Origin of the sequence: Rhizobium sp. AG207R (genome assembly GCF_027109195.1) — a bacterium.
GTDB lineage: Bacteria > Pseudomonadota > Alphaproteobacteria > Rhizobiales > Rhizobiaceae > Rhizobium > Rhizobium dioscoreae.
This window is the reverse complement of sequence record NZ_JAEPVT010000009.1, coordinates 144,559-163,709: the sequence shown is the minus strand read 5'-3', so window position 1 is coordinate 163,709 and position 19,151 is coordinate 144,559. Positions and strand designations below refer to the sequence as shown.

The window sequence follows — 19,151 nt, the reverse complement described above, 5'->3', positions numbered from 1 at the left end:
ACACCTATTCCCAGTCTTCGCGCTGCGGCTTCGGACCGTTGCCCATGCGCCGTTCCAATTCAGCCGCTTCGGTCTCTGTCAGGCGAACGTCGAGCGTGACCGTGCCGTCCTCGTTGTCTTCGCGGTTGTCGACGACGGCATGATTGTAAAGCCAGGGCAGCAGCGCCAGCTTTTCGACGGGCAAGGTGATCGTCGTTTCCGTCAGCACGCCGGAGAGGCGCCGGCTGATTTCGTCCATCAGACGATCGACGCCCTCGCCTGTTATCGCTGAGACGGCAATGACGTTTTCCGCGGTCGACGCCTTCTGGACGATGGCGTCATGCGCTTCCGGCTCAAGGCGGTCGATCTTGTTCCAGACCTCGAGGATGCGCTCGGCGCCTTCGGCCTCGCCAATGCCGAGATCGCCGAGAATACGCATGACATCTGCACTCTGGGCCTGATTGTCATCATCGGAGAGGTCCCGCACATGCAAGATCAGGTCAGCTTCCAGCACCTCTTCCAGCGTCGCGCGGAAGGCGGCCACCAGGTGAGTCGGAAGGTCGGAAATGAAGCCGACGGTGTCTGAGAGAATGACGGTACGGCCATGCGGCAGCTTCATGCGGCGCAGCGTCGGATCGAGCGTCGCAAACAGCATGTCTTCCGCCAGTACGCCGGCGCCGGTAATGCGGTTGAACAGCGTCGATTTACCGGCATTGGTATAGCCGACGAGAGCTACGATCGGATGCGGCACCTTTTTGCGCTTGGCGCGATGAAGCTGGCGGGTGCGAACCACCTGCTCCAGTTCGCGCTCCAGCCGGATGATCCGCTCCTGCAGCATGCGCCGGTCGGCTTCGATCTGGGTTTCACCCGGGCCGCCCATGAAGCCCGCACCGCCGCGCTGGCGTTCAAGGTGGGTCCAGCTTCGAACCAGCCGGCCCTTCTGATAGTTCAGATGCGCCAGCTCGACCTGCAGCGTACCTTCCTTGGTGGAGGCGCGGCGGCCGAAGATTTCGAGGATGAGGCCGGTGCGGTCGATGACCTTGGCGTTCCATGCCTTTTCAAGATTGCGCTGCTGCACCGGCGTCAGAGGATGATCGACGATGACGAGGCCGGCGTTGAACTCATCGAGCAGCGCGAGGATTTCTTCGATCTTGCCGGTCCCCAGCAGGGTTGCCGGTCGCGGATCGTTGATCGGAACGATAGAGCCGTTGACGACATCGAGGTCGATGGCGAGCGCAAGGCCTTTGGCCTCTTCCAGCCGGCTTTCGGGCGGTCGAGTGACAGAGATGGCATTGTCGGCTTGAGCTGTCCGTGCAGCACGCGCCTGCTTCAATACAGGCACGACGACAACAGCGCGCATATCATCCCGGTGTTTTACGGTCTCCGGAATGAGGGAATCATTTTTGGTATCGCGTGTCGTGATAACGGCAAGTCCCAGTTAGGATGCGGCTTCTTCGCTCTCGAACATCTGCATCGGCTGACCCGGCATGATCGTCGAGATCGCATGCTTGTACACGAGCTGCGAATGGCCATCACGGCGGAGCAGGACGCAGAAATTGTCGAATGAGGTTACGACACCTGTGAGCTTCACGCCGTTAATCAAGAAAATCGTGAGTGAAATCTTTTGCTTGCGAACAGTATTGAGAAACAAGTCCTGCAAGTTCTGAGAACGTTCCGCCATCGCGCCGCTTCTTTCTTTTTTGCCGACCTGAGCCGGTTGAATGTCATGGTATACAGAGGTCCCGGACGGGAGATACCCTCATTCTCTCCCCCCAGCGAATGTTGGTATCAAATCGCAGTCTTTTCCGCAACGTCGAAAAAGGCTTCACGAATTTTCTGTGACATGCTGCCCGGATGACCGTTCGCTATCGTCTCTCCATCGATAGAAACGACCGGAAAACAGATACTTGTCGCCGCGGTGATGAAGACTTCGCGGGCCTTCATCATCTCCTCGACCGAGAAGAATCGCTCGACGATCGTCACATCGAGCTTGGCTGCGACGTCCATTAGCGTCGTCCGGGTGATGCCGCGCAGGATGCCGTGCTCGGCGGGGCGCGTAACGAGATTTCCGTCATGATCAACGATCCAGACGTTGGTGGCCGCACCTTCCTTCACCATGCCATTGTGGTCGATATAGATCGCCTCCTGGGCGCCGGCCTCCTTGGCCTGCTGGCGGGCCATGGCGTTCGGGAGTAGGCCGACCGACTTGATATCCACCCGATCCCAGCGATTGTCGCGAACGGTGATCGCCTTGATGCCGTTGGCGTTCTTCATGGCGATGACGGACTGATCGGTGCTCTTGGCAGTGACGACGATCGAGGACGGCGTGCCGGCCGGCGGAAAGACGTGATCGCGGCGGGCGACGCCACGCGTGACCTGCAGGTAGAACAGGCCATTGCGGACATGGTTGCGGCGCAGCGTCTCGCGAATCACCAGCACCAATGCCTGACGCGTCATCGGCCAGGCGATTCGTAGCTCGCTCAGCGAACGGTTTAGGCGATCGAGATGGCGCGTCAGGTCGACAATCACGCCATGACGGGCCTCGCACACCTCGTAGACCCCATCGGCGAACTGATAGCCGCGGTCCTCGATATGCACCATGGCATCGCTGTGCTTGACGTAGCGACCGTTGACATAAGCTATTCTCGGCATGGAAGCCCCTGATCCGAATTCTATGATGTTTGAAATGTCGGGCGACTGATCAGACGCCCAACGACTTCAGCTTGCGGTGCAGCGCCGAGCGCTCCATGCCGACAAATTCTGCAGTGCGCGAGATATTGCCGCCGAAGCGGTTGATCTGAGCGATGAGATAATCGCGCTCGAACATTTCGCGCGCTTCGCGCAGTGGTAGCGTCATGATGTGATAATCGTTCTTGGCGGAGACCTTCGGCAACATATCGCCAAGGTCGGTCGGCAGCATTTCCGCCGTGATCGGCGTTTCCGCCCCATCGGAGCGGGCCAGGATCATCAGCCGCTCGATATTGTTGCGAAGCTGGCGGATATTGCCTGGCCAGTCGTGCGCCTGCAGCACGGCCATGGCATCATCACCGATGCGGCGCGGACGGATGCCCGCCTGTTCCGAAATCTGACGCATCAGCTGATCGACGAGGAAGGGGATATCTTCGCGGCGCTCGGCAAGAGCCGGCACGCGCACAGGCACGACGGCGAGGCGATGATAGAGATCTTCGCGGAACAGCCCCTCGGCAATGCGGCTCTCGAGGTTATAGGCGGTAGACGAGATGATGCGCACATCCACCTTGACGCGCTTGGAACCGCCGACGCGCTCGAACTGCTGGTCAACGAGCACGCGCAGGATCTTATTCTGTGTCTCGCGCGGCATTTCACCGACTTCGTCGAGATAAAGAATGCCGCGATGAGCCTCCTCCAAGGCACCGATCTTGCGCGCCTGGCCCGGCGAGCCTTCGGTGCCGAACAGGGCGATTTCCATGCGCTCCGGCGTAATGGTGGCGGCATTCAGCGCCACGAACGGACCATTGGCACGCGCCGACTTCTTGTGGATCATGCGGGCCACGAGCTCCTTGCCGGAGCCCGACGGACCGAAGATCATGATGCGGCTGTTGGTCGGCGATACCTTGTCGATCGTCTGGCGCAGCTGCGAAACGGCAACCGACGTGCCGATCAATTCCACCGCGTCGCCGGTGCGGCGCTTCAGCTCGGAGACCTCACGCTTCAGCTTGGAATTTTCCAACGCACGCTCGGCGATCAGGATCAGGCGATCGGCCTTGAACGGCTTTTCGATGAAGTCGAAAGCGCCGCGCTTGATGGCGGAGACGGCCGTCTCGATATTGCCGTGACCGGAGATCATGACGACTGGCAGCTCGGGATGGCGCGCCTTGATCTCGTCCAATAGCGCCAGACCATCGAGCTTGCTGCCCTGCATCCAGATATCAAGGAAGATGAGCCGCGGCGCACGATCGGAAATCGCGGCGAGCGCGCTGTCGCTGTCATGCGCGGTGCGGGTTTCGTGGCCCTCATCCGAAAGAATTCCCGAAACGATTTCGCGAATGTCTTCCTCGTCATCCACTACGAGAATGTCAGATGCCATAGACGCTTTCCTTGTCACTTGCTGTCGGGGCGACGGCGGCTTGCTCACGGCGCGGCAGATGCACGCGGATCATGGCCCCCCTGCCCTGGTCGAAATCGGCCGGCGCGTCGTGGAGTTCGATCTGCCCGCCATGGTCTTCAATGATCTTCTTGACGATGGCGAGGCCGAGGCCGGTGCCCTTCTCGCGCATCGTCATGTAGGGTTCGAGAATGCTGTGCCGGTTCTCGACCGGTAGACCGCGGCCATTGTCGATGACATCGACCGTGAAGCGGTCGCGATCCGGGTCCAGAGACGAACGCACCAGGATTTTCGGCTGCTCGCGCGCTTGATCGCTCGGTACACCCTCGATCGCCTCGACGGCATTCTTGATGAGGTTGCCGAAGGCCTGGCCGAGCATACGGGCATCGAACATGCCTTCCAGCCGTTCGTCGCCCAGTTCGCGCTCGAATTTGACGTGATTGTTGCCCATTTCGCGCAGGAAGACTGCATCGCGTAGAATATCTCGCAGATCGGTCGGCTCCATGGTCGGCTTCGGCATGCGGGCGAAGGAGGAGAACTCGTCGACCATGCGGCCGATATCGCCTACCTGCCGGATGATAGTATCCGTGCATTGGTCGAAAACCGGGCGGTCGGCGTCGGCGATATTCTTGCCGAAACGGCGGCGGATGCGCTCGGCCGACAGCTGAATGGGCGTCAACGGGTTTTTGATCTCATGCGCGATACGGCGTGCAACGTCGGCCCAGGCCGTCGAACGCTGCGCGATAACCAGATCGGTGATGTCGTCGAGGGTAATAACGTAGGATTCATTGGCGTCACGCGATTCCTCGCGCGTCACCTGAACACTAAGCGTGCGTACCGTTCCGCCGCGAACAAGACTGATCTGCTTGCGGAAATCACTGCGATGGCGCGTTGTCGCCTCGGTAACGACCTGCTCGACCTCGGGGGCGATCTCCGACAAGTTCTTGCCGATCAGTTCGTCGCTCTTGAGCGTCAGCAGATCTTCGGCGGAGGTGTTGACGATGGTGATACGCCGATCATGCTCGACGCCGATCACCGCTGCCGTCACACCCGACAGCACGGCTTCGATGAAGCGGCGGCGATCGTCGACTTCATCCTTCGCTTCCAGAATCTCATCGCGCTGGGTACGAATTTCGGAAATCATCTTGTTGAAGGTGCGCGAGAGACTGCCGACATCGCCATCGGCCGAGCGTACCGGCACCAGCACGTTCATGTTGCCCGAGGCAACATTGTCTGCGGCGCTGATGAGAAGGCGGATCGGCCGCACAATGCGGTCAGCGATCGCAATCGCGGTCCAGATTGCCGCCAAAAGCACGATCAGAGCAAAGCCGATATAGAGGACGGCGAAGGCAATCTGAAGCGACATGCGGCCGGCTTCCATCGCCTTGTATTCGACGGTGTTGTCTTCAACCATACGCATGGCATTCATGACGCGTGGGTCGACAGCGCGCACGGTGTAGAGGAATGAACCCGGAAGCTCGTCCAGCTTGATGACCGCGCCGACGAGGTTGGTCACACCGGGCGGGATGAGCGTCGGCTGGCCATTGGCTGAAGAGTCCAACGCATCCTTCGGGATGGCCGGCAGTGGGCGTTCGGTCTTGATATCGGCCTGGACGATAGCGGTGCCATCGCGCCGCACCAGAAAGGCGCCCAGCAAGCCGCGTCCCCGCGCCTGCCGGGTCATCAGATCGGCAAAACCGGTGCGATCGAGGTTGAAGAGCGAGCGATTCCGTTCCAGATCGTTCGCCATCGAGACGGTCTGGCCCTGAAGATAGCTCGCATTCTCCATCAAATAGGCCTGCGCGACGTTCTGCGAGGAGCTGATGATCTGCTGCGTGCGCACGCCGAACCAGCGATCCAGACCGACATTGAGCGTCAGGCTGGCAACGATGGCGACGAGGATCGCCGGCGTGATCGCGACGATCGAGAAAAGAACGACGATGCGTATATGCAGGCGGGCTGCCGCACGGCCACGGCTGCGCGCCTTCATCAGCCGCGCCACTTCACGAGCGATCAGAGCAATCAGCCCCAGCACGAACAGGCCGTTAATGACGACAGAGGTGAAGACGACCGAGGAGGTCGGGGCAATCGGGGTCAACCCGAGAAGCATCAACAAGGTCGCGATAGCGCACAAAAGCGCACCGCCGGCCAAGATCAGACCAGGTAGGGCAAAGGAAGCACGACGGTCCGTCACCTTAACAACCGTCTCGTCGCTCGCCGCCGGCGACACCGCGTCCTGCATCATTCCCATCAATCTCCACGCCCGAGCGACGGTCGGCGCCCTGGTCGAATCGCACAGCGCTATGGCACGGGTGCGAGAGACAGGCAGAGGCGGAAACTGTCGTTCGGTTTCGCGCTGAAGCGAAACCTTTATTTCACGTCACTTCTGCAACATGTTGAAAAACCAGACGAACTCCTGTTCCTACAAGAGCGGCCAGATGAATCGCCACCGCAAAAACGACGAATCTGCTGCGTGACCTTTAAGCAACGCATTGTGGCGAAAATGCAACGCATGGGATTGCATTGTCAAGCCGTGCGGGAGCTTCTGTAAACCGAAACACCCAGTTCTCTGATCTTTTTGCGCAGCGTATTGCGGTTGAGGCCCAAAAGATCGGCCGCCTTGATCTGATTGCCGCGTGTGGCGGTCAAGGCGGCGAGAATCAACGGGTATTCCATTTCGGTCAATACGCGGTCGTAGAGGCCCGGCGGCGGCAGGTTCTCACCGAAACTGGCGAAATAGGTCCGCATGTTCTCCTCCACCGCCTGCGCAATGGTCATGGAGCCGGTGCGGACCGGGCCTTTCTCGATCGGGCTGTCGGGCACGTCGGCACGCAGCTCCGCTTCGATGATCTCCTTGGTAATGACATCCTGCGGATAAAGCGCCATCAGCCGGCGGATAAGATTTTCCAGCTCGCGAACGTTGCCGGGCCAGGGATAGGCCTTCATGAGTTCGAGCGCTTCCTGATCGAAACGCTTGGAACCAAGCCCCTCTTTCTCAGCCTGCTGGATGAAATGACGCACCAGATCGGGAATATCCTCGGCACGATCGCGCAGCGGCGGCAGGCGCAGCGGCACGACGTTGAGGCGGTAATAGAGATCCTCACGGAAGAGGCCCTGGTTGATAGCCTGCTTCAGGTCCTTGTTGGTGGCGGCAACGATGCGGACGTCAGTGCGGATCGGGGTACGGCCGCCGACGGTGGTATATTCGCCCTGCTGCAGCACGCGCAGCAGGCGCGTTTGCGCATCCATCGGCATATCGCCGATTTCGTCGAGGAACAGCGTGCCGCCTTCTGCCTGCTCGAAGCGGCCCGTCGAGCGGGTCTGCGCGCCGGTGAAGGCACCCTTCTCGTGGCCGAACAGTTCGGATTCGATCAGGTCGCGCGGGATGGCCGCCATGTTGATGGCCACAAAGGGACCGTTACGGCGCTTGCCGTAATCATGCAGGGCACGCGCTACCAGTTCCTTACCGGTACCGGATTCGCCGGTGATCATCAGCGTCAAATCGGTCTGCATCAGGCGTGCGAGCACGCGGTAGATTTCCTGCATCGCGGCGGATCGGCCGACGAGCGGCATACCGTCCTGCATGTCATCATCGATTTTTGCCGGCTTGCGCTTCGGCTCCGACAGCGCGCGACCGACGATCGCGATCAGCTCGGTCAGGTCGAAGGGCTTCGGAAGATAGTCGTAGGCGCCCTTCTCCGATGCCTTGATGGCCGTCATGAAGGTGTTCTGCGCACTCATGACCAGAACAGGCAAATCCGGCCTCGCCTTTTTGATGCGCGGCAGCAGATCGAATGCGTTTTCGTCGGGCATGACGACGTCGGTTACGACAAGGTCGCCTTCGCCGGCGGAGACCCAACGCCAGAGCGTGGCGGCGTTCGATGTGATGCGTACATCGTAACCCGCGCGGCTCAAAGCCTGGTTGAGCACGGTGCGGATGGCCGCATCGTCATCGGCGACAAGGATCGTGGCTGTCATCGAGTAGTCCCTGTAGAGTTCGGAAGTGGGGCATCTTCTGAGGTGATGCCCTTGGAGGCAGGCATCAAAACACGGAAAGTGGTACGATGGTTCTGGCTGTCGCATTCGACGATGCCGCCGTGGTCGCCGATGATCTTGGCAACCAGCGCAAGGCCGAGACCGGTTCCGTTCGTCTTGGTGGTGATGAACGGATCGAAAAGATGCGGCACGAGATCGGCCGGCACGCCCGGACCATTGTCGATGACGCAGAATTCCAGCGGCAGCGAGATCTTCTCGCGCGTGCCAGCAACCGAAAGCCGAATGCCGGGGCGATAGGCCGTCGTCAGCATGATCTCGCCATCCTGACGGTCGCCCACCGCTTCAGCGGCGTTCTTCACCAGATTGAGGAAGACCTGCACGAGCTGATCCCGGTTTGCGAAAACCGCCGGCAGAGAGGGGTCGTAATTCTCCGAAATCTTGATATTTCGGGCAAAGCCGGCCTTGGCGACGGCCTTCACATGATCGAGCACGGAATGGATATTGACGGGAACGCGATCGACGGGCCGTTCATCGGAGAAAACCTCCATACGGTCGACCAGCGAGACGATGCGGTCCGTCTCGTCGCAAATGAGGCGCGTTAGCGCGCGATCGTCGTCCTCGACCGATTGTTCGAGCAACTGCGCGGCGCCGCGAATACCTGACAGCGGGTTCTTGATCTCATGCGCCAGCATGGAGGCAAGGCCCGTGACCGAGCGGGCTGCGGCACGATGTGTCAATTGCCGGTCGATCTTGTCGGCCATGGAGCGCTCCTGGAACACCACCACCACAGAGCCGGGGTCGCTGGAAACCGGCGCAACATAGAGATCGACCAGCTTGTCCTGTCCGAGACGTGGCGAGCTCAGATCGACGCGATATTCATTCACTGGTGCGCGGCGTTCGCGCACCTGATCGATCAGCGCCAGCAAAGGGCTGCCGAAGGGAATGAAGCTGGAGATCTTGTAGCGCGACAGATGCGATGCGCTGGCGCCGAAGAAGGCTTCCGCCTCCCAGTTGGCAAAGGCAATGAGGCCGGCCTCGTCGACCATGACGACGGGGTTCTGGATCGCATTGAGAACGGCCATGGCCACGGAGTTGGCCGGGCTATCACCGGCACCGGAGCTGGATTTCGAAGTCATGCAGCCTCCTGAATGCGGTGAGCGAGATCAGCGCCTGCCTGCAGCGCGGCTCGGAAGGATACAGCAACCTCGCCGCTCTCTTTCGACGTCATGATCTTTGCCTTGTCGGCGCCCATTGTCGCCGGCGCATAGCGGTCGAGATACCAGGCGAGATGCTTGCGGGCATGGCGAATGCCGACCGCCTCGCCATAGAACTCCAGCATCATGCGATAATGTTCGAGCGCGATCTCGACGATCTCATCGCGGCTGGGCTCGCGATGCCCTGCCAGCACACCCGCATGCCATGGACGGCCCTGGCAGCCACGGCCGATCATGACGGCGTCAGCGCCGGAGCGACGTAGGATTTCCTGCGCGTCCTCAACCGTTTCGACATCGCCATTGGCGACAAGCGGAATGGAGATCGCGTCGCGCACGGCGCGGATCGCATCCCAATCCGCCCTGCCCTCGTAGAACTGCATGCGCGTGCGGCCATGAATGGTGACGAGTTGAACACCGGCCTCTTCGGCGCGCCGCGCGATATAAGGCGCATTGATGGAATTCTCGTCCCAGCCGAGCCGCATCTTCAGCGTCACGGGGATGTCCACCGCACTTACGGTCGCTTCGATCAATGTCAGCGCATGGTCCGGGTCACGCATCAGTGCCGAGCCGGAATAGCCGCCAATCACCTTCTTGGCCGGACATCCCATATTGATATCGATGATATCGGCGCCATTATCCGCGGCGATCTTTGCAGCCTCGGCCATCCAACGCGCTTCACGGCCCGCGAGCTGCACCATATGCGGCTTCAAGCCGGCGCTCTTCAAACGCGCCCAGGATTCGGCAGTATCCTGAACTAGCTCACGACTAGCGACCATTTCCGTGACGACCAGGCCGGCGCCATAGCGTAAAGCCAGCTGCCGGAAAGGAAGATCGGTCACGCCCGACATCGGCGCCAGGATCACGCGATTCCGGATGGATACGGAGCCGATGGAAAATGGAGCTGCAAGCTTGGAAGAAAGCAAATGATTATCTTTCGGGCACACCATACATCTGCACTATTTTTAGACACGCTTTGAAAGTTTGCCAAGGGGTTTCGAAGAATCCCGATATTTTTTGGGCAGATGCTGGAAAATAATCGGTCGAGGCGATAGACCCTGCTGGAGCAGGATCCCGTTTTGGCGATCTATTTAGCATGTGCTTATTCAAAAGCTCTACGCTTTTCAAAGCCATGCCGCAGACGGAGCCTTTCATCCTTCGGGGGTTTATGACGCAAATGCATTCAAAGCAACCGCTGTCGGTGGGAATCGTGATCGTTGCCGCCGGGCGCGGCGAGCGGGCTGGCTCTCCGGAAGAAGGCCCCAAGCAATATCGCCCGATCGGCGGCAGAGCGGTTATTGCGCATACGCTTGAAAAATTCGTGACATGGCCGCAGGCATCAAAGATCGTCGTCGTCATCCACCGCGATGATGAGGGGCTGCTGGGCGCGGCGCTGAAGCAGGTTTCAGGCCTGCCTGAGATCAAGATCGCCTTCGGTGGGGCGACTCGCCAGCAATCCGTGCTTGCCGGGCTGCGCGCGTTGAGAGATAGCGATGTCACACACGTGATGATCCACGATGCCGTGCGCCCGTTCTTCGATCATGATCTGCTCGACCGAGTGGCCGTAGTGCTCGCGGGTGGCGCGCCAGCGGTGCTGCCGGCCATGCCTGTCACCGACACGCTGAAGCGCGGCAATGCCGATGGACTGGTCGTCGACACCGTGCCTCGCGCCGGGCTTCATGCCGCCCAAACGCCGCAATCCTTCCGCTTGGCCGATATTCTTGCCGCGCATGAAAAGGCCGAAGCCGACGGCAAGATTGATTTCACCGACGATGCGGCAATCGCGGAATGGTGTAACCTACCGGTGACATTGGTAATCGGCAGCGCCGACAATGTGAAGCTGACAATCAAGAGGGATATTGCCATGGCCGATGAAAAGCTCAGTGCCGCGCTGCTGCCGGACGTGCGCACCGGCAACGGCTATGATGTCCATCAACTGGGGCCTGGCGATGGCGTTACCCTCTGTGGCGTGTTCATTCCGCATGACCAGAAGCTGAAGGGGCATTCGGACGCTGATGTTGCCCTGCACGCGCTGACGGACGCGCTTCTTGCCACCTGCGGCGCCGGCGATATTGGCGATCATTTTCCGCCCTCCGATCCGCAATGGAAGGGTGCACCGTCGCGCATCTTCATCGAGCACGCGGCAAAGATCGTGCGCGAACGCGGCGGCACTATCATGAATGCGGATGTCTCGCTGATCGCCGAGGCGCCGAAGCTCGGGCCGCATCGTGACGTCATGCGCGCCAAGCTTTCCGAATTCCTCGGCATCAGCATCGATCGGTGTTCGGTCAAGGCAACGACAAACGAGAAGATCGGCTTCGTCGGCCGCCGCGAAGGCATCGCCGCCATTGCGACAGCCACCGTCGTCTATCGCGGAGGCAAGGCATAATGCACTTTCCCGATGAGATTATCGCGCTTGCGCAAAAGATCGTGGCTGACTTCACCGCAAAAGGCTGGATGGTCGCGACGGCAGAATCCTGCACCGGCGGGTTAATTGCTGGCGCTCTCACCGAGATTCCAGGTTCGTCCGCCGTGGTCGATCGCGGCTTCGTCACATACACCAATACCGCCAAGATGGAGATGCTCGGCGTTCAGGAGCAGACGCTGGCGCAATTCGGTGCGGTGTCGAAGGAAACGGCGCTGCAGATGGTGCATGGCGCCCTCTTCCGCTCTCGAGCCGATTTTGCCGTGGCGGTCACGGGTATCGCCGGTCCCGGCGGCGGCTCCGCGGAAAAGCCCGTCGGGCTCGTTCATCTGGCCGCCAAGGGGCGAAGCGGCAGGATCATCCATCGTGAAATGCGCTACAGCGACATCGGCCGCGACAAGGTTCGGCTCGCCACGTTACGGACGGCATTGGAGATGCTTGTCACGCTCGCTCAATGAGCGGGAGCGGCTTCAAGCATAGATTTTGTTCGCGCGCGTCTCAAAGGCATCCGTGAACATGCGGAAGGCCCGATCGAACATCGATCCCATCAAAGCACCGAGAATACGGCTCTTGAACTCGTAGTCGATGAAGAAGTCGATGACGCTGCCGCCATTCTCCGCCGGCTGAAAGCGCCAGCGATTGTCGAGATACTTGAACGGTCCATCGATGTATTTCACGTCGATCGCGCGATCCGCTTTGTTCAGCAGCACCTGTGTGGTGAACGTCTCGCGGATGGCCTTATACCCGACCGTCATATCGGCAACGAGCAAGGTCTTACCGTCCCGTTCCTTGCGGCTGCGAACCGTGAGCGCGTCACAAAGCGGCAGGAATTCCGGATAACGCTCCACATCGGCGACGAGGTCGAACATCTGGTCGGGCGAATGCGGAACGGGGCGATGGGTTTCGAACTGAGGCATGAGCCGCAATTAAGCAGGACGACAGAGAAGATCAAGAAGCTGACGCATTTCACCACGGGATTTCAGCTGTAAAACCGGCACATTGGGGCCGTGCTCGGCAAGCCCGGCAAGGACTCTAGGCGTGAATTTTTCCTCAAATGTCCAAATAAAGCGCAGAAACTCCCAATCGACTTTCTCGATGCAGCCCGGTGCCATTTCCGGGCGCGTGCGGCCCATCCACTTGATCCAGCGAGAAATAGCACCCCAGATGCATAGTAAGCGAGGCATCCGCACCCATATGACCAAATCAGTACGCGGCAGGCGTATGTCGAATGTCGAGGGATTGGTCCCGTCCATGATCCATCGCTCGCCCTGCACCTTGGTGACGATGATGGCGCGCTGCTCGTCCCTGTCGCGCTGAACCCAGCCCGGCAGCCACAAAACGTCGCGATCGATCGACACATAAGTAAGACCGAACCGAGTGACTATCTGCTGCGAGAGGGTCGACTTTCCTCCGCCGGAGCAGCCCATGACAAGGATTCGGTTCGCCCTGCGGATATGATCGGCTGCTTCAGCGAGATCGTACACTTCGCTACGCAACGCAGGATTCATCACTTGATCCATCACACAGCCTCTCAGATCTTGCTTCGAAAGCGTGACAGCAATTCCTCACCGTCGCTGTAGGATTTCAACGTCACAACAGGCACATGGCTGCCGTACCGTGCCAGCATCTCCTGAAACTGCGGTGCTTCTTCTCGCTCGAACGTCCAGATATAACGAAGGAATTTCCAATCCAGCCGCTCGGGGCATCCGGGCGCCATTTCGGGCCGCGACCGGCCGCGGTAGCGCAGCCAGCGCGAAATCACACCGCGGAGTGCCACGTATCGCGGTGGGCGTCGCCATATAACGAGGTCGGTGCGCGGCAGCCGCAAGGGCAAGGTTCCGGGGCTGTTGCCGTCCATGATCCAGCGTGGTCCGGCAACCGCCTGCTCGATCAGCACGATGGCTTCCGGGCGCGGGCGCGATTTCCAGCCGGGCAGCCAGAAGATATCGCGATCCATCGAAACATAGGTCAACCCACGCAGCGACGCGATGGCCTGCGCGAGCGTGCTCTTGCCTGTGCCGGAACAGCCAATGATGAGAATACGATCTGCTTTTTCGACGATGCGTGCCGCCTCATCGATATCGACGGCACGGACGAGCGCATGCGGCGCGACGATCTGCTCCACGGTCCAGCTCCATAATCGAATCGAAAGCGCCGATACCGGTGACAAACGGCGGCGTGTTCCTTAGGCCGCGTCAATGACAAAGAGATGACAGCGCGAACAAAAACCGCAGCACAATCGCCGCGGTTCTTTCGAATCCCAAAATGAATCTTGTTCGGTTTATTCGGCAGCCAGCAGCAGCTTCTTTTCGCGGGCAGCACGAAGCCGCTCGAAATCGTCACCAGCATGATGGGACGAGCGCGTCAGCGGGCTGGAAGCGACCATCAGAAAGCCCTTGCTGTAGGCCACCGTCTCATAGGACTTGAACTCTTCCGGCGTGACGAAGCTCATGACCTGATGATGCTTGCGCGTCGGCTGCAGATACTGGCCGATGGTCAGGAAGTCAACGTCAGCGGTGCGCAGATCGTCCATCAGCTGCAGCACTTCATTCCGCTCCTCGCCGAGACCGACCATGATGCCGGACTTGGTGAACATGGTGGGGTCTAGTTCCTTGACCCGCTGCAGGAGGCGGACGGAGTGGAAGTAGCGCGCGCCGGGGCGAACCGTCAGGTAATTGCCGGGCACAGTTTCCAGATTGTGGTTGAAGACGTCCGGCTTGGCGGCGACGACGCGCTCCAAAGCGCCCGGCTTCTTCAAAAAGTCCGGCGTCAGGATCTCGATCGTGGTCGAGGGCGAAGCGGCGCGGATCGCCCAGATGACTTTCTCGAAGTGCTCGGCGCCGCCGTCTTCCAGATCGTCGCGGTCGACGGAGGTGATGACGACGTGGCTAAGGCCCATCTGCTTGACGGCCTTGGCGACGTTTTCCGGCTCGGCCATGTCGAGCGCGTTCGGTTTGCCGGTCGCGACGTTGCAGAAGGCACAGGCGCGTGTGCAGATCTCGCCCATGATCATGAAGGTGGCGTGCTTCTTATCCCAGCACTCGCCGATATTCGGGCAGCCGGCTTCCTCGCAGACCGTGACGAGCTTGTGCTCCTTCACGATCGAGCGGGTCTCGGCATAGCCCTTCGATGTCGGCGCCTTCACGCGGATCCAGTCCGGCTTGCGCATGACTTCCGTATCCGGCCGATGCGCCTTTTCCGGGTGTCGCACGCGCTTTGCGTCCGGGTTGATCGTGTCGAGAATAGTGACCATGGAACGTCTACTTTCCGCCGCTTGAAATGCGGCCCTTCATCGCCGAGCGAATTTGGCGAGGAATATCAGAATGCATGCACCGATGAAACCGGTGATGAAAAAGCCGAGACGGCCGCCGGGAACGCCGACATGCAGGGCCACCATTAGCGCTGCAGCCACGACCGAACCGGCAATGCCGAGGATGATGTTCAGGATGATGCCGTAACGCGCATCCATCAGCTTGCCCGCGAGCCAGCCCGCAAGACCGCCGATGATGATCAGACCCAGCCAACCTACGCTTTCCATCAAACCCTCGTTCGGGCGCCCTTCAGGACAGTTCCGTCGGGCATCGCCTTGCGTCTTAATGATGATGCTCTAGGCGATCAATCTCGCCAAGAGCACCACGATGATTGCGCCGACCGTGGCATGGATGATCTCCACCACAAGCGCATTTTCAATGCCGAGCGATATCCCGAAATAATGGAACAGGAAACCGCCCACGAAAGCGCCGATCACGCCGCTCACCAGACAACTGATGAGCCCGCCTCCTCCAACGATCAGGCTCGCGAGAAAACCCGCGACCAGGCCGATGAGAAGAAAGACGATCCAACCTTCCGTCGTGATAGACATGTTGATTTCCCTTCCTGTTTTCCACCCCTTGGATAAAGAGCATGGCAGGAAATTATCAAGCGTTCAGCACCCGGCCGTAGGCGTCCAGTACGGCTTCCTTCATCGTTTCCGAAACGGTCGGATGCGGGAAGATCGTGTGCATCAGCTCTTCTTCCGTCGTCTCCAGATTCATGGCGACGACGAAACCCTGGATAAGTTCGGTAACCTCGGCGCCGACCATGTGCGCACCCAGAAGTTCGCCGGTCTTCTTGTCGAAGATGACCTTGCAGAGGCCCTGATCCTCGCCGAGCGCGATCGCCTTGCCGTTGGCAACGAAGGAGAAGCGGCCGACGCGGATATCGCGGCCGAGTTCCTTGGCCTTGGCTTCGGTCAGGCCGACGGAGGCAACCTGCGGCTGGCAATAGGTGCAGCCCGGAACCTTGCCCTTGTCGGTCGGATGAACATTCGGCAGACCGGCGATCTTCTCGATGCAGACGACGCCCTCGTGCTCGGCCTTGTGGGCGAGCATCGGCGGGCCGGCAACGTCGCCGATGGCGTAAATGCCGGGGACATTAGTCTTGCCGTAGCCATCGATGACGACGCAGCCACGGTCGGTCTTCACGCCGAGCGCCTCGAGGCCGAGATTCTCGATGTTGCCCTGTACGCCAACCGCGGAGATCATCCGGTCAGCAATGATCTGCTGAACCTTGCCGTCTTCCGTCTCGACATGGGCGGTGATGCTGTTGGCCGCCTTATCGACCTTCGTGACCTTCGCCTTGGTGAAGATCTTCAGGCCGCGCTTTTCGAGCTGCTTGCGAGCGATGCCGGAGATTTCGGCATCTTCAACCGGCATGATCGTCGGCATGACTTCGACGACGGTAACGTCGACGCCCATGGAGCGATAGAAGCTCGCGAATTCGATGCCGATCGCGCCCGAGCCCATGACGAGCAGCGACTTGGGCAGGAAATCCGGCTTCAACGCTTCGAAATAGGTCCAGATCAGCTTGCCATCCGGCTCGATGCCGGGCAGTGCACGCGGACGGGCGCCGGTCGCGACGATGATGTGCTTGGCGGTGTAGGTGCCCTCGCCCTTGACGTTCTTCGGCACCGGATGCTGTGGCTCGACGACCGGCTTGGTCGACTTGCCGACAACGATTTCGCCGGGCTTGGTGATCTTGGCTTCGCCCCAGATCACATCGACCTTGTTCTTCTTCATGAGGAAACCGACGCCTTGATTGAGGCGAGCGGAGACGCCGCGCGAGCGGGCAACCACGGCCTTCACATCAGCGCTCACCTTGCCTTCGAGAACGAGGCCGTAATCCTTCAGATGGTTGGAATGATCGAGAATTTCAGCCGAACGGAGCAGCGCCTTCGTGGGAATGCAGCCCCAGTTGAGGCAGATGCCGCCCAGGTGCTCGCGCTCGACGATCGCGGTCTTCAGGCCAAGCTGACCGGCGCGCACGGCGGCGACATAACCGCCCGGGCCGGAGCCGATGATAATGACGTCGTAATTCTCAGCCATGTGTTTCCTGCCTTATTGGTGGCGGCGGATCGAAGCCGGCGCCTTGAATCTATCAGAGACCGAGCATCATCCGCACGATCGGCTCGAGGCCGCGACCGAGCGCCCGGGTGTTTTCCGCATCGAGATGAACGCCATCGAGCGGCGTGGTGACGGCAACCGTATTGGCATCGAAAAAGCCGCAACCCAGTTCATCTGCCAGGTCGCTATAGAGCGTCGGCAGCTTGCTCGATTCCTTGACCGCGCCGAGAAAGCTTGCCGCAAAAGCGGCATTGGCTGTCTCGGTGATTGCCGGCGGGGCGACGATGAGGATATCGGGCACCTCGTAGTCGAACCCCCAGGCGTGATTGCGCACCAGTTGGACCAAGCGGCTGATGCCCTGCAGAGCGGCAAAGGCCGAACCGGCGACGACCGGCTTCATGTCGTTGGTGCCGAGCATGATGATGACGAGATCCAGCGGATTGTGAGACTGCAGGATCGTCGGCAGGATTCTCGCGCCGTTGCGGTCGCAATCGGCGAGATGATCGTCGAACGCGGTCGTGCGGCCGTTCAATCCTTCTGGGATCACGCGCACTTGGTTGCCGAGCGCCTTTTGCAAGACACTCGGCCACCGATCTTCATAGGCATGACGGCCGACCGTTTCGGCACTGTAGCCCCATGTCAGCGAGTCGCCGTAACACAGAACAGTCTTGGTCATTCATGCCCTCCGTGTTGCCAAAGCTCAGACGAGCATCCCCATCGGATTTTCGATGTAGCCCTTGAAGGCTGCCAGGAGCTCGGCGCCGAGCGCACCGTCGACGGCGCGGTGGTCGGTCGACAGCGTGACGGTCATCACGTTGGCAATTACCATTTCGCCCTTCTTGACGATGACGCGCTGCTCGCCCGCGCCGACGGCCAGGATGGTTGCATGCGGCGGGTTGACGACGGCGGCGAAGTTCTTGACGCCCATCATTCCCATGTTCGACACCGCAGTCGTACCGCCCTGATACTCCTCGGGCTTGAGCTTGCGCTCCTTGGCGCGCTTGCCGTAGTCCTTCATCTCGTTCGAGATGGTGGAGAGCGTCTTCTGCTCGGCGCTGCGAATGATCGGCGTGATCAGGCCGCCCGGAATCGAGACGGCAACGCCGACATCGGCATGCTTGTGCTTGACCATGGCGCTGTCGGTCCAGGAGACGTTGGCATCCGGAACGTCGCGCAGTGCCAGCGCCAGTGCCTTAATGACCATGTCGTTGACCGAGAGCTTGTAGGCCGGCACGCCGTCCTTCGACTTCGGAGCGGAATCATTGAGCTGCGTACGGAGCGCCAACAGCGCATCGAGTTCGCAATCGACCGAGACATAGAAGTGCGGGATCGTCTGCTTGGATTCCTGCAGGCGCTTGGCGATGGTCTTGCGCATGCCGTCATGCGGCACGAGCTCGTAGGAACCCTGCTCGAACAGCTTGAGGACGGCGTCGTCGGACATGCCCTTCGGCGCTGCCGGAGCAGCAGCGGCAGCCGGCTGAGCAGCCGGTGCTGCTGCAGGCGCAGCTTTGGCCGTGCCGCCGGAAACCGCAGCTTCGATGTCCTTCTTCACCACGCGGCCATGCGGGCCGGTGCCGGAAACGGCCGCCACATCGATGCCGGCTTCCTTGGCAAGACGGCGAGCGAGCGGCGAAGCGAAGGTGCGATGACCGTCGTTCGCTGCCGGAGCCGATGCAACGGGAGCCGGAGCGGGTGCGGCAGGAGCAGAAGCGCTTGCCGGAGCCGGGGCCGCAGCAGGTGCTGCTTCCGCCTTCGGAGCTTCCTTCGCGGCCGGAGCAGCAGCGGCACCAGCGCCGGACGCTGCAGCAGCGACATCTTCGCCATCGGCGGCAAGCACAGCGATCAGGGCGTTTACCTTCACGCCTTCGGTGCCGGCAGGAACGACGATCTTGGCGACGGTGCCCTCATCGACAGCCTCGACTTCCATCGTTGCCTTGTCAGTCTCGATCTCGGCGATGACATCGCCGGACTTGATCTTGTCGCCTTCCTTGACCAGCCACTTGGCGAGGTTGCCCTCTTCCATGGTCGGCGAGAGGGCAGGCATGGTGATGTTGATAGGCATCGATGAGCCCTCC

The 19,151-nt window shown here is 60.4% G+C and carries 19 protein-coding genes; 2 read left to right on the top strand and 17 right to left on the bottom strand.

Annotation, left to right across the window (positions count from 1 at the left end; genetic code table 11):
- Positions 1–4: 4 nt before the first annotated feature.
- The 8 genes from hflX to dusB all read right to left on the bottom strand — a co-directional run bounded on the left by hflX (position 5) and on the right by dusB (position 10,220).
- Positions 5–1,339, bottom strand: coding sequence for a GTPase HflX (gene hflX, locus JJQ51_RS22020; protein WP_113352571.1), 1,335 nt, complete (start codon positions 1,337–1,339; stop codon positions 5–7).
- A gap of 78 nt (positions 1,340–1,417) precedes the next feature.
- Positions 1,418–1,660, bottom strand: coding sequence for an RNA chaperone Hfq (hfq, locus tag JJQ51_RS22015; RefSeq protein ID WP_003539403.1), 243 nt, complete (start codon positions 1,658–1,660; stop codon positions 1,418–1,420).
- A gap of 107 nt (positions 1,661–1,767) precedes the next feature.
- A complete protein-coding gene (locus tag JJQ51_RS22010) occupies positions 1,768–2,631 on the bottom strand; it encodes a D-amino-acid transaminase (RefSeq protein WP_152096167.1) in 864 nt (287 codons plus the stop codon).
- 49 nt (positions 2,632–2,680) lie between these two features.
- A complete protein-coding gene (ntrX, locus tag JJQ51_RS22005; RefSeq protein WP_113352573.1) occupies positions 2,681–4,045 on the bottom strand; it encodes a nitrogen assimilation response regulator NtrX in 1,365 nt (454 codons plus the stop codon).
- Positions 4,035–6,308 (bottom strand): sensor histidine kinase NtrY-like, encoded by a 2,274-nt coding sequence (locus JJQ51_RS22000; RefSeq protein WP_113333736.1) that lies wholly within the window; start codon positions 6,306–6,308, stop codon positions 4,035–4,037. The genes ntrX and JJQ51_RS22000 overlap by 11 nt, the downstream gene beginning before the upstream one ends.
- A 281-nt stretch (positions 6,309–6,589) precedes the next feature.
- Positions 6,590–8,041 (bottom strand): nitrogen regulation protein NR(I), encoded by a 1,452-nt coding sequence (gene ntrC / locus JJQ51_RS21995; protein WP_113352575.1) that lies wholly within the window; start codon positions 8,039–8,041, stop codon positions 6,590–6,592.
- Positions 8,038–9,195: a two-component system sensor histidine kinase NtrB gene (locus JJQ51_RS21990; RefSeq protein ID WP_113352576.1), complete on the bottom strand. Its 1,158-nt coding sequence runs from the start codon at positions 9,193–9,195 to the stop codon at positions 8,038–8,040. Before JJQ51_RS21990 ends, ntrC begins: the two co-directional genes overlap by 4 nt.
- A complete protein-coding gene (dusB, locus tag JJQ51_RS21985) occupies positions 9,192–10,220 on the bottom strand; it encodes a tRNA dihydrouridine synthase DusB (RefSeq protein ID WP_113352577.1) in 1,029 nt (342 codons plus the stop codon). Before dusB ends, JJQ51_RS21990 begins: the two co-directional genes overlap by 4 nt.
- Before the next feature lie 218 nt (positions 10,221–10,438).
- Here dusB and JJQ51_RS21980 point away from each other — a divergent pair, with 218 nt between their 5' ends.
- Positions 10,439–11,659, top strand: coding sequence for a bifunctional 2-C-methyl-D-erythritol 4-phosphate cytidylyltransferase/2-C-methyl-D-erythritol 2,4-cyclodiphosphate synthase (locus tag JJQ51_RS21980; protein ID WP_113352682.1), 1,221 nt, complete (start codon positions 10,439–10,441; stop codon positions 11,657–11,659).
- Positions 11,659–12,153, top strand: a complete 495-nt coding sequence (locus JJQ51_RS21975) for a CinA family protein (protein WP_371864919.1) — start codon at positions 11,659–11,661, stop codon at positions 12,151–12,153. The genes JJQ51_RS21980 and JJQ51_RS21975 overlap by 1 nt, the downstream gene beginning before the upstream one ends.
- 12 nt (positions 12,154–12,165) lie before the next feature.
- Here the strand turns inward: JJQ51_RS21975 and JJQ51_RS21970 are convergent, their stop codons facing one another.
- The 9 genes from JJQ51_RS21970 to JJQ51_RS21930 form a co-directional block, all read right to left on the bottom strand.
- Positions 12,166–12,612 carry a type II toxin-antitoxin system RatA family toxin gene (locus JJQ51_RS21970; RefSeq protein WP_113333733.1) on the bottom strand — a complete coding sequence of 149 codons (447 nt, stop codon included), beginning with the start codon at positions 12,610–12,612 and terminating at the stop codon, positions 12,166–12,168.
- Between the two features lie 9 nt (positions 12,613–12,621).
- Positions 12,622–13,203 carry an AAA family ATPase gene (locus tag JJQ51_RS21965; RefSeq protein WP_442967344.1) on the bottom strand — a complete coding sequence of 194 codons (582 nt, stop codon included), beginning with the start codon at positions 13,201–13,203 and terminating at the stop codon, positions 12,622–12,624.
- A gap of 23 nt (positions 13,204–13,226) precedes the next feature.
- Positions 13,227–13,820, bottom strand: a complete 594-nt coding sequence (locus JJQ51_RS21960) for an AAA family ATPase (protein ID WP_113352579.1) — start codon at positions 13,818–13,820, stop codon at positions 13,227–13,229.
- A gap of 156 nt (positions 13,821–13,976) precedes the next feature.
- The gene (gene lipA, locus JJQ51_RS21955) at positions 13,977–14,948 is read right to left on the bottom strand and encodes a lipoyl synthase (RefSeq protein WP_113333730.1); all 972 of its coding nucleotides are present in this window, start codon (positions 14,946–14,948) and stop codon (positions 13,977–13,979) included.
- A 36-nt stretch (positions 14,949–14,984) separates the two neighbouring features.
- Entirely contained in the window at positions 14,985–15,233 is a 249-nt protein-coding gene (locus JJQ51_RS21950; protein ID WP_037201967.1) for a GlsB/YeaQ/YmgE family stress response membrane protein, read from the bottom strand.
- A gap of 69 nt (positions 15,234–15,302) precedes the next feature.
- Entirely contained in the window at positions 15,303–15,557 is a 255-nt protein-coding gene (locus tag JJQ51_RS21945) for a GlsB/YeaQ/YmgE family stress response membrane protein (protein WP_112340824.1), read from the bottom strand.
- A 55-nt stretch (positions 15,558–15,612) separates the two neighbouring features.
- On the bottom strand, positions 15,613–17,058 hold the full coding sequence (gene lpdA, locus JJQ51_RS21940) for a dihydrolipoyl dehydrogenase (protein ID WP_113352580.1): 1,446 nt from the start codon (positions 17,056–17,058) through the stop codon (positions 15,613–15,615).
- Positions 17,059–17,110: 52 nt separating this feature from the next.
- Complete coding sequence (locus JJQ51_RS21935; protein ID WP_113352581.1) at positions 17,111–17,752, bottom strand: SGNH/GDSL hydrolase family protein; 642 nt, start codon at positions 17,750–17,752, stop codon at positions 17,111–17,113.
- A 24-nt stretch (positions 17,753–17,776) separates the two neighbouring features.
- On the bottom strand, positions 17,777–19,138 hold the full coding sequence (locus JJQ51_RS21930) for a pyruvate dehydrogenase complex dihydrolipoamide acetyltransferase (RefSeq protein WP_113352582.1): 1,362 nt from the start codon (positions 19,136–19,138) through the stop codon (positions 17,777–17,779).
- Positions 19,139–19,151: the final 13 nt, after the last annotated feature.

Bases quoted from the DNA above. Each gene is read 5' to 3' on its own strand.
- hflX (WP_113352571.1), bottom strand. From the start codon at position 1,339: ATGCGCGCTGTTGTCGTCGTGCCTGTATTGAAGCAGGCGCGTGCTGCA.
- hfq (WP_003539403.1), bottom strand. From the start codon at position 1,660: ATGGCGGAACGTTCTCAGAACTTGCAGGACTTGTTTCTCAATACTGTT.
- JJQ51_RS22010 (WP_152096167.1), bottom strand. From the start codon at position 2,631: ATGCCGAGAATAGCTTATGTCAACGGTCGCTACGTCAAGCACAGCGAT.
- ntrX (WP_113352573.1), bottom strand. From the start codon at position 4,045: ATGGCATCTGACATTCTCGTAGTGGATGACGAGGAAGACATTCGCGAA.
- JJQ51_RS22000 (WP_113333736.1), bottom strand. From the start codon at position 6,308: ATGATGCAGGACGCGGTGTCGCCGGCGGCGAGCGACGAGACGGTTGTT.
- ntrC (WP_113352575.1), bottom strand. From the start codon at position 8,041: ATGACAGCCACGATCCTTGTCGCCGATGACGATGCGGCCATCCGCACC.
- JJQ51_RS21990 (WP_113352576.1), bottom strand. From the start codon at position 9,195: ATGACTTCGAAATCCAGCTCCGGTGCCGGTGATAGCCCGGCCAACTCC.
- dusB (WP_113352577.1), bottom strand. From the start codon at position 10,220: ATGGTGTGCCCGAAAGATAATCATTTGCTTTCTTCCAAGCTTGCAGCT.
- JJQ51_RS21980 (WP_113352682.1), top strand. From the start codon at position 10,439: ATGACGCAAATGCATTCAAAGCAACCGCTGTCGGTGGGAATCGTGATC.
- JJQ51_RS21975 (WP_371864919.1), top strand. From the start codon at position 11,659: ATGCACTTTCCCGATGAGATTATCGCGCTTGCGCAAAAGATCGTGGCT.
- JJQ51_RS21970 (WP_113333733.1), bottom strand. From the start codon at position 12,612: ATGCCTCAGTTCGAAACCCATCGCCCCGTTCCGCATTCGCCCGACCAG.
- JJQ51_RS21965 (WP_442967344.1), bottom strand. From the start codon at position 13,203: ATGAATCCTGCGTTGCGTAGCGAAGTGTACGATCTCGCTGAAGCAGCC.
- lipA (WP_113333730.1), bottom strand. From the start codon at position 14,948: ATGGTCACTATTCTCGACACGATCAACCCGGACGCAAAGCGCGTGCGA.
- JJQ51_RS21950 (WP_037201967.1), bottom strand. From the start codon at position 15,233: ATGGAAAGCGTAGGTTGGCTGGGTCTGATCATCATCGGCGGTCTTGCG.
- JJQ51_RS21945 (WP_112340824.1), bottom strand. From the start codon at position 15,557: ATGTCTATCACGACGGAAGGTTGGATCGTCTTTCTTCTCATCGGCCTG.
- lpdA (WP_113352580.1), bottom strand. From the start codon at position 17,058: ATGGCTGAGAATTACGACGTCATTATCATCGGCTCCGGCCCGGGCGGT.
- JJQ51_RS21935 (WP_113352581.1), bottom strand. From the start codon at position 17,752: ATGACCAAGACTGTTCTGTGTTACGGCGACTCGCTGACATGGGGCTAC.
- JJQ51_RS21930 (WP_113352582.1), bottom strand. From the start codon at position 19,138: ATGCCTATCAACATCACCATGCCTGCCCTCTCGCCGACCATGGAAGAG.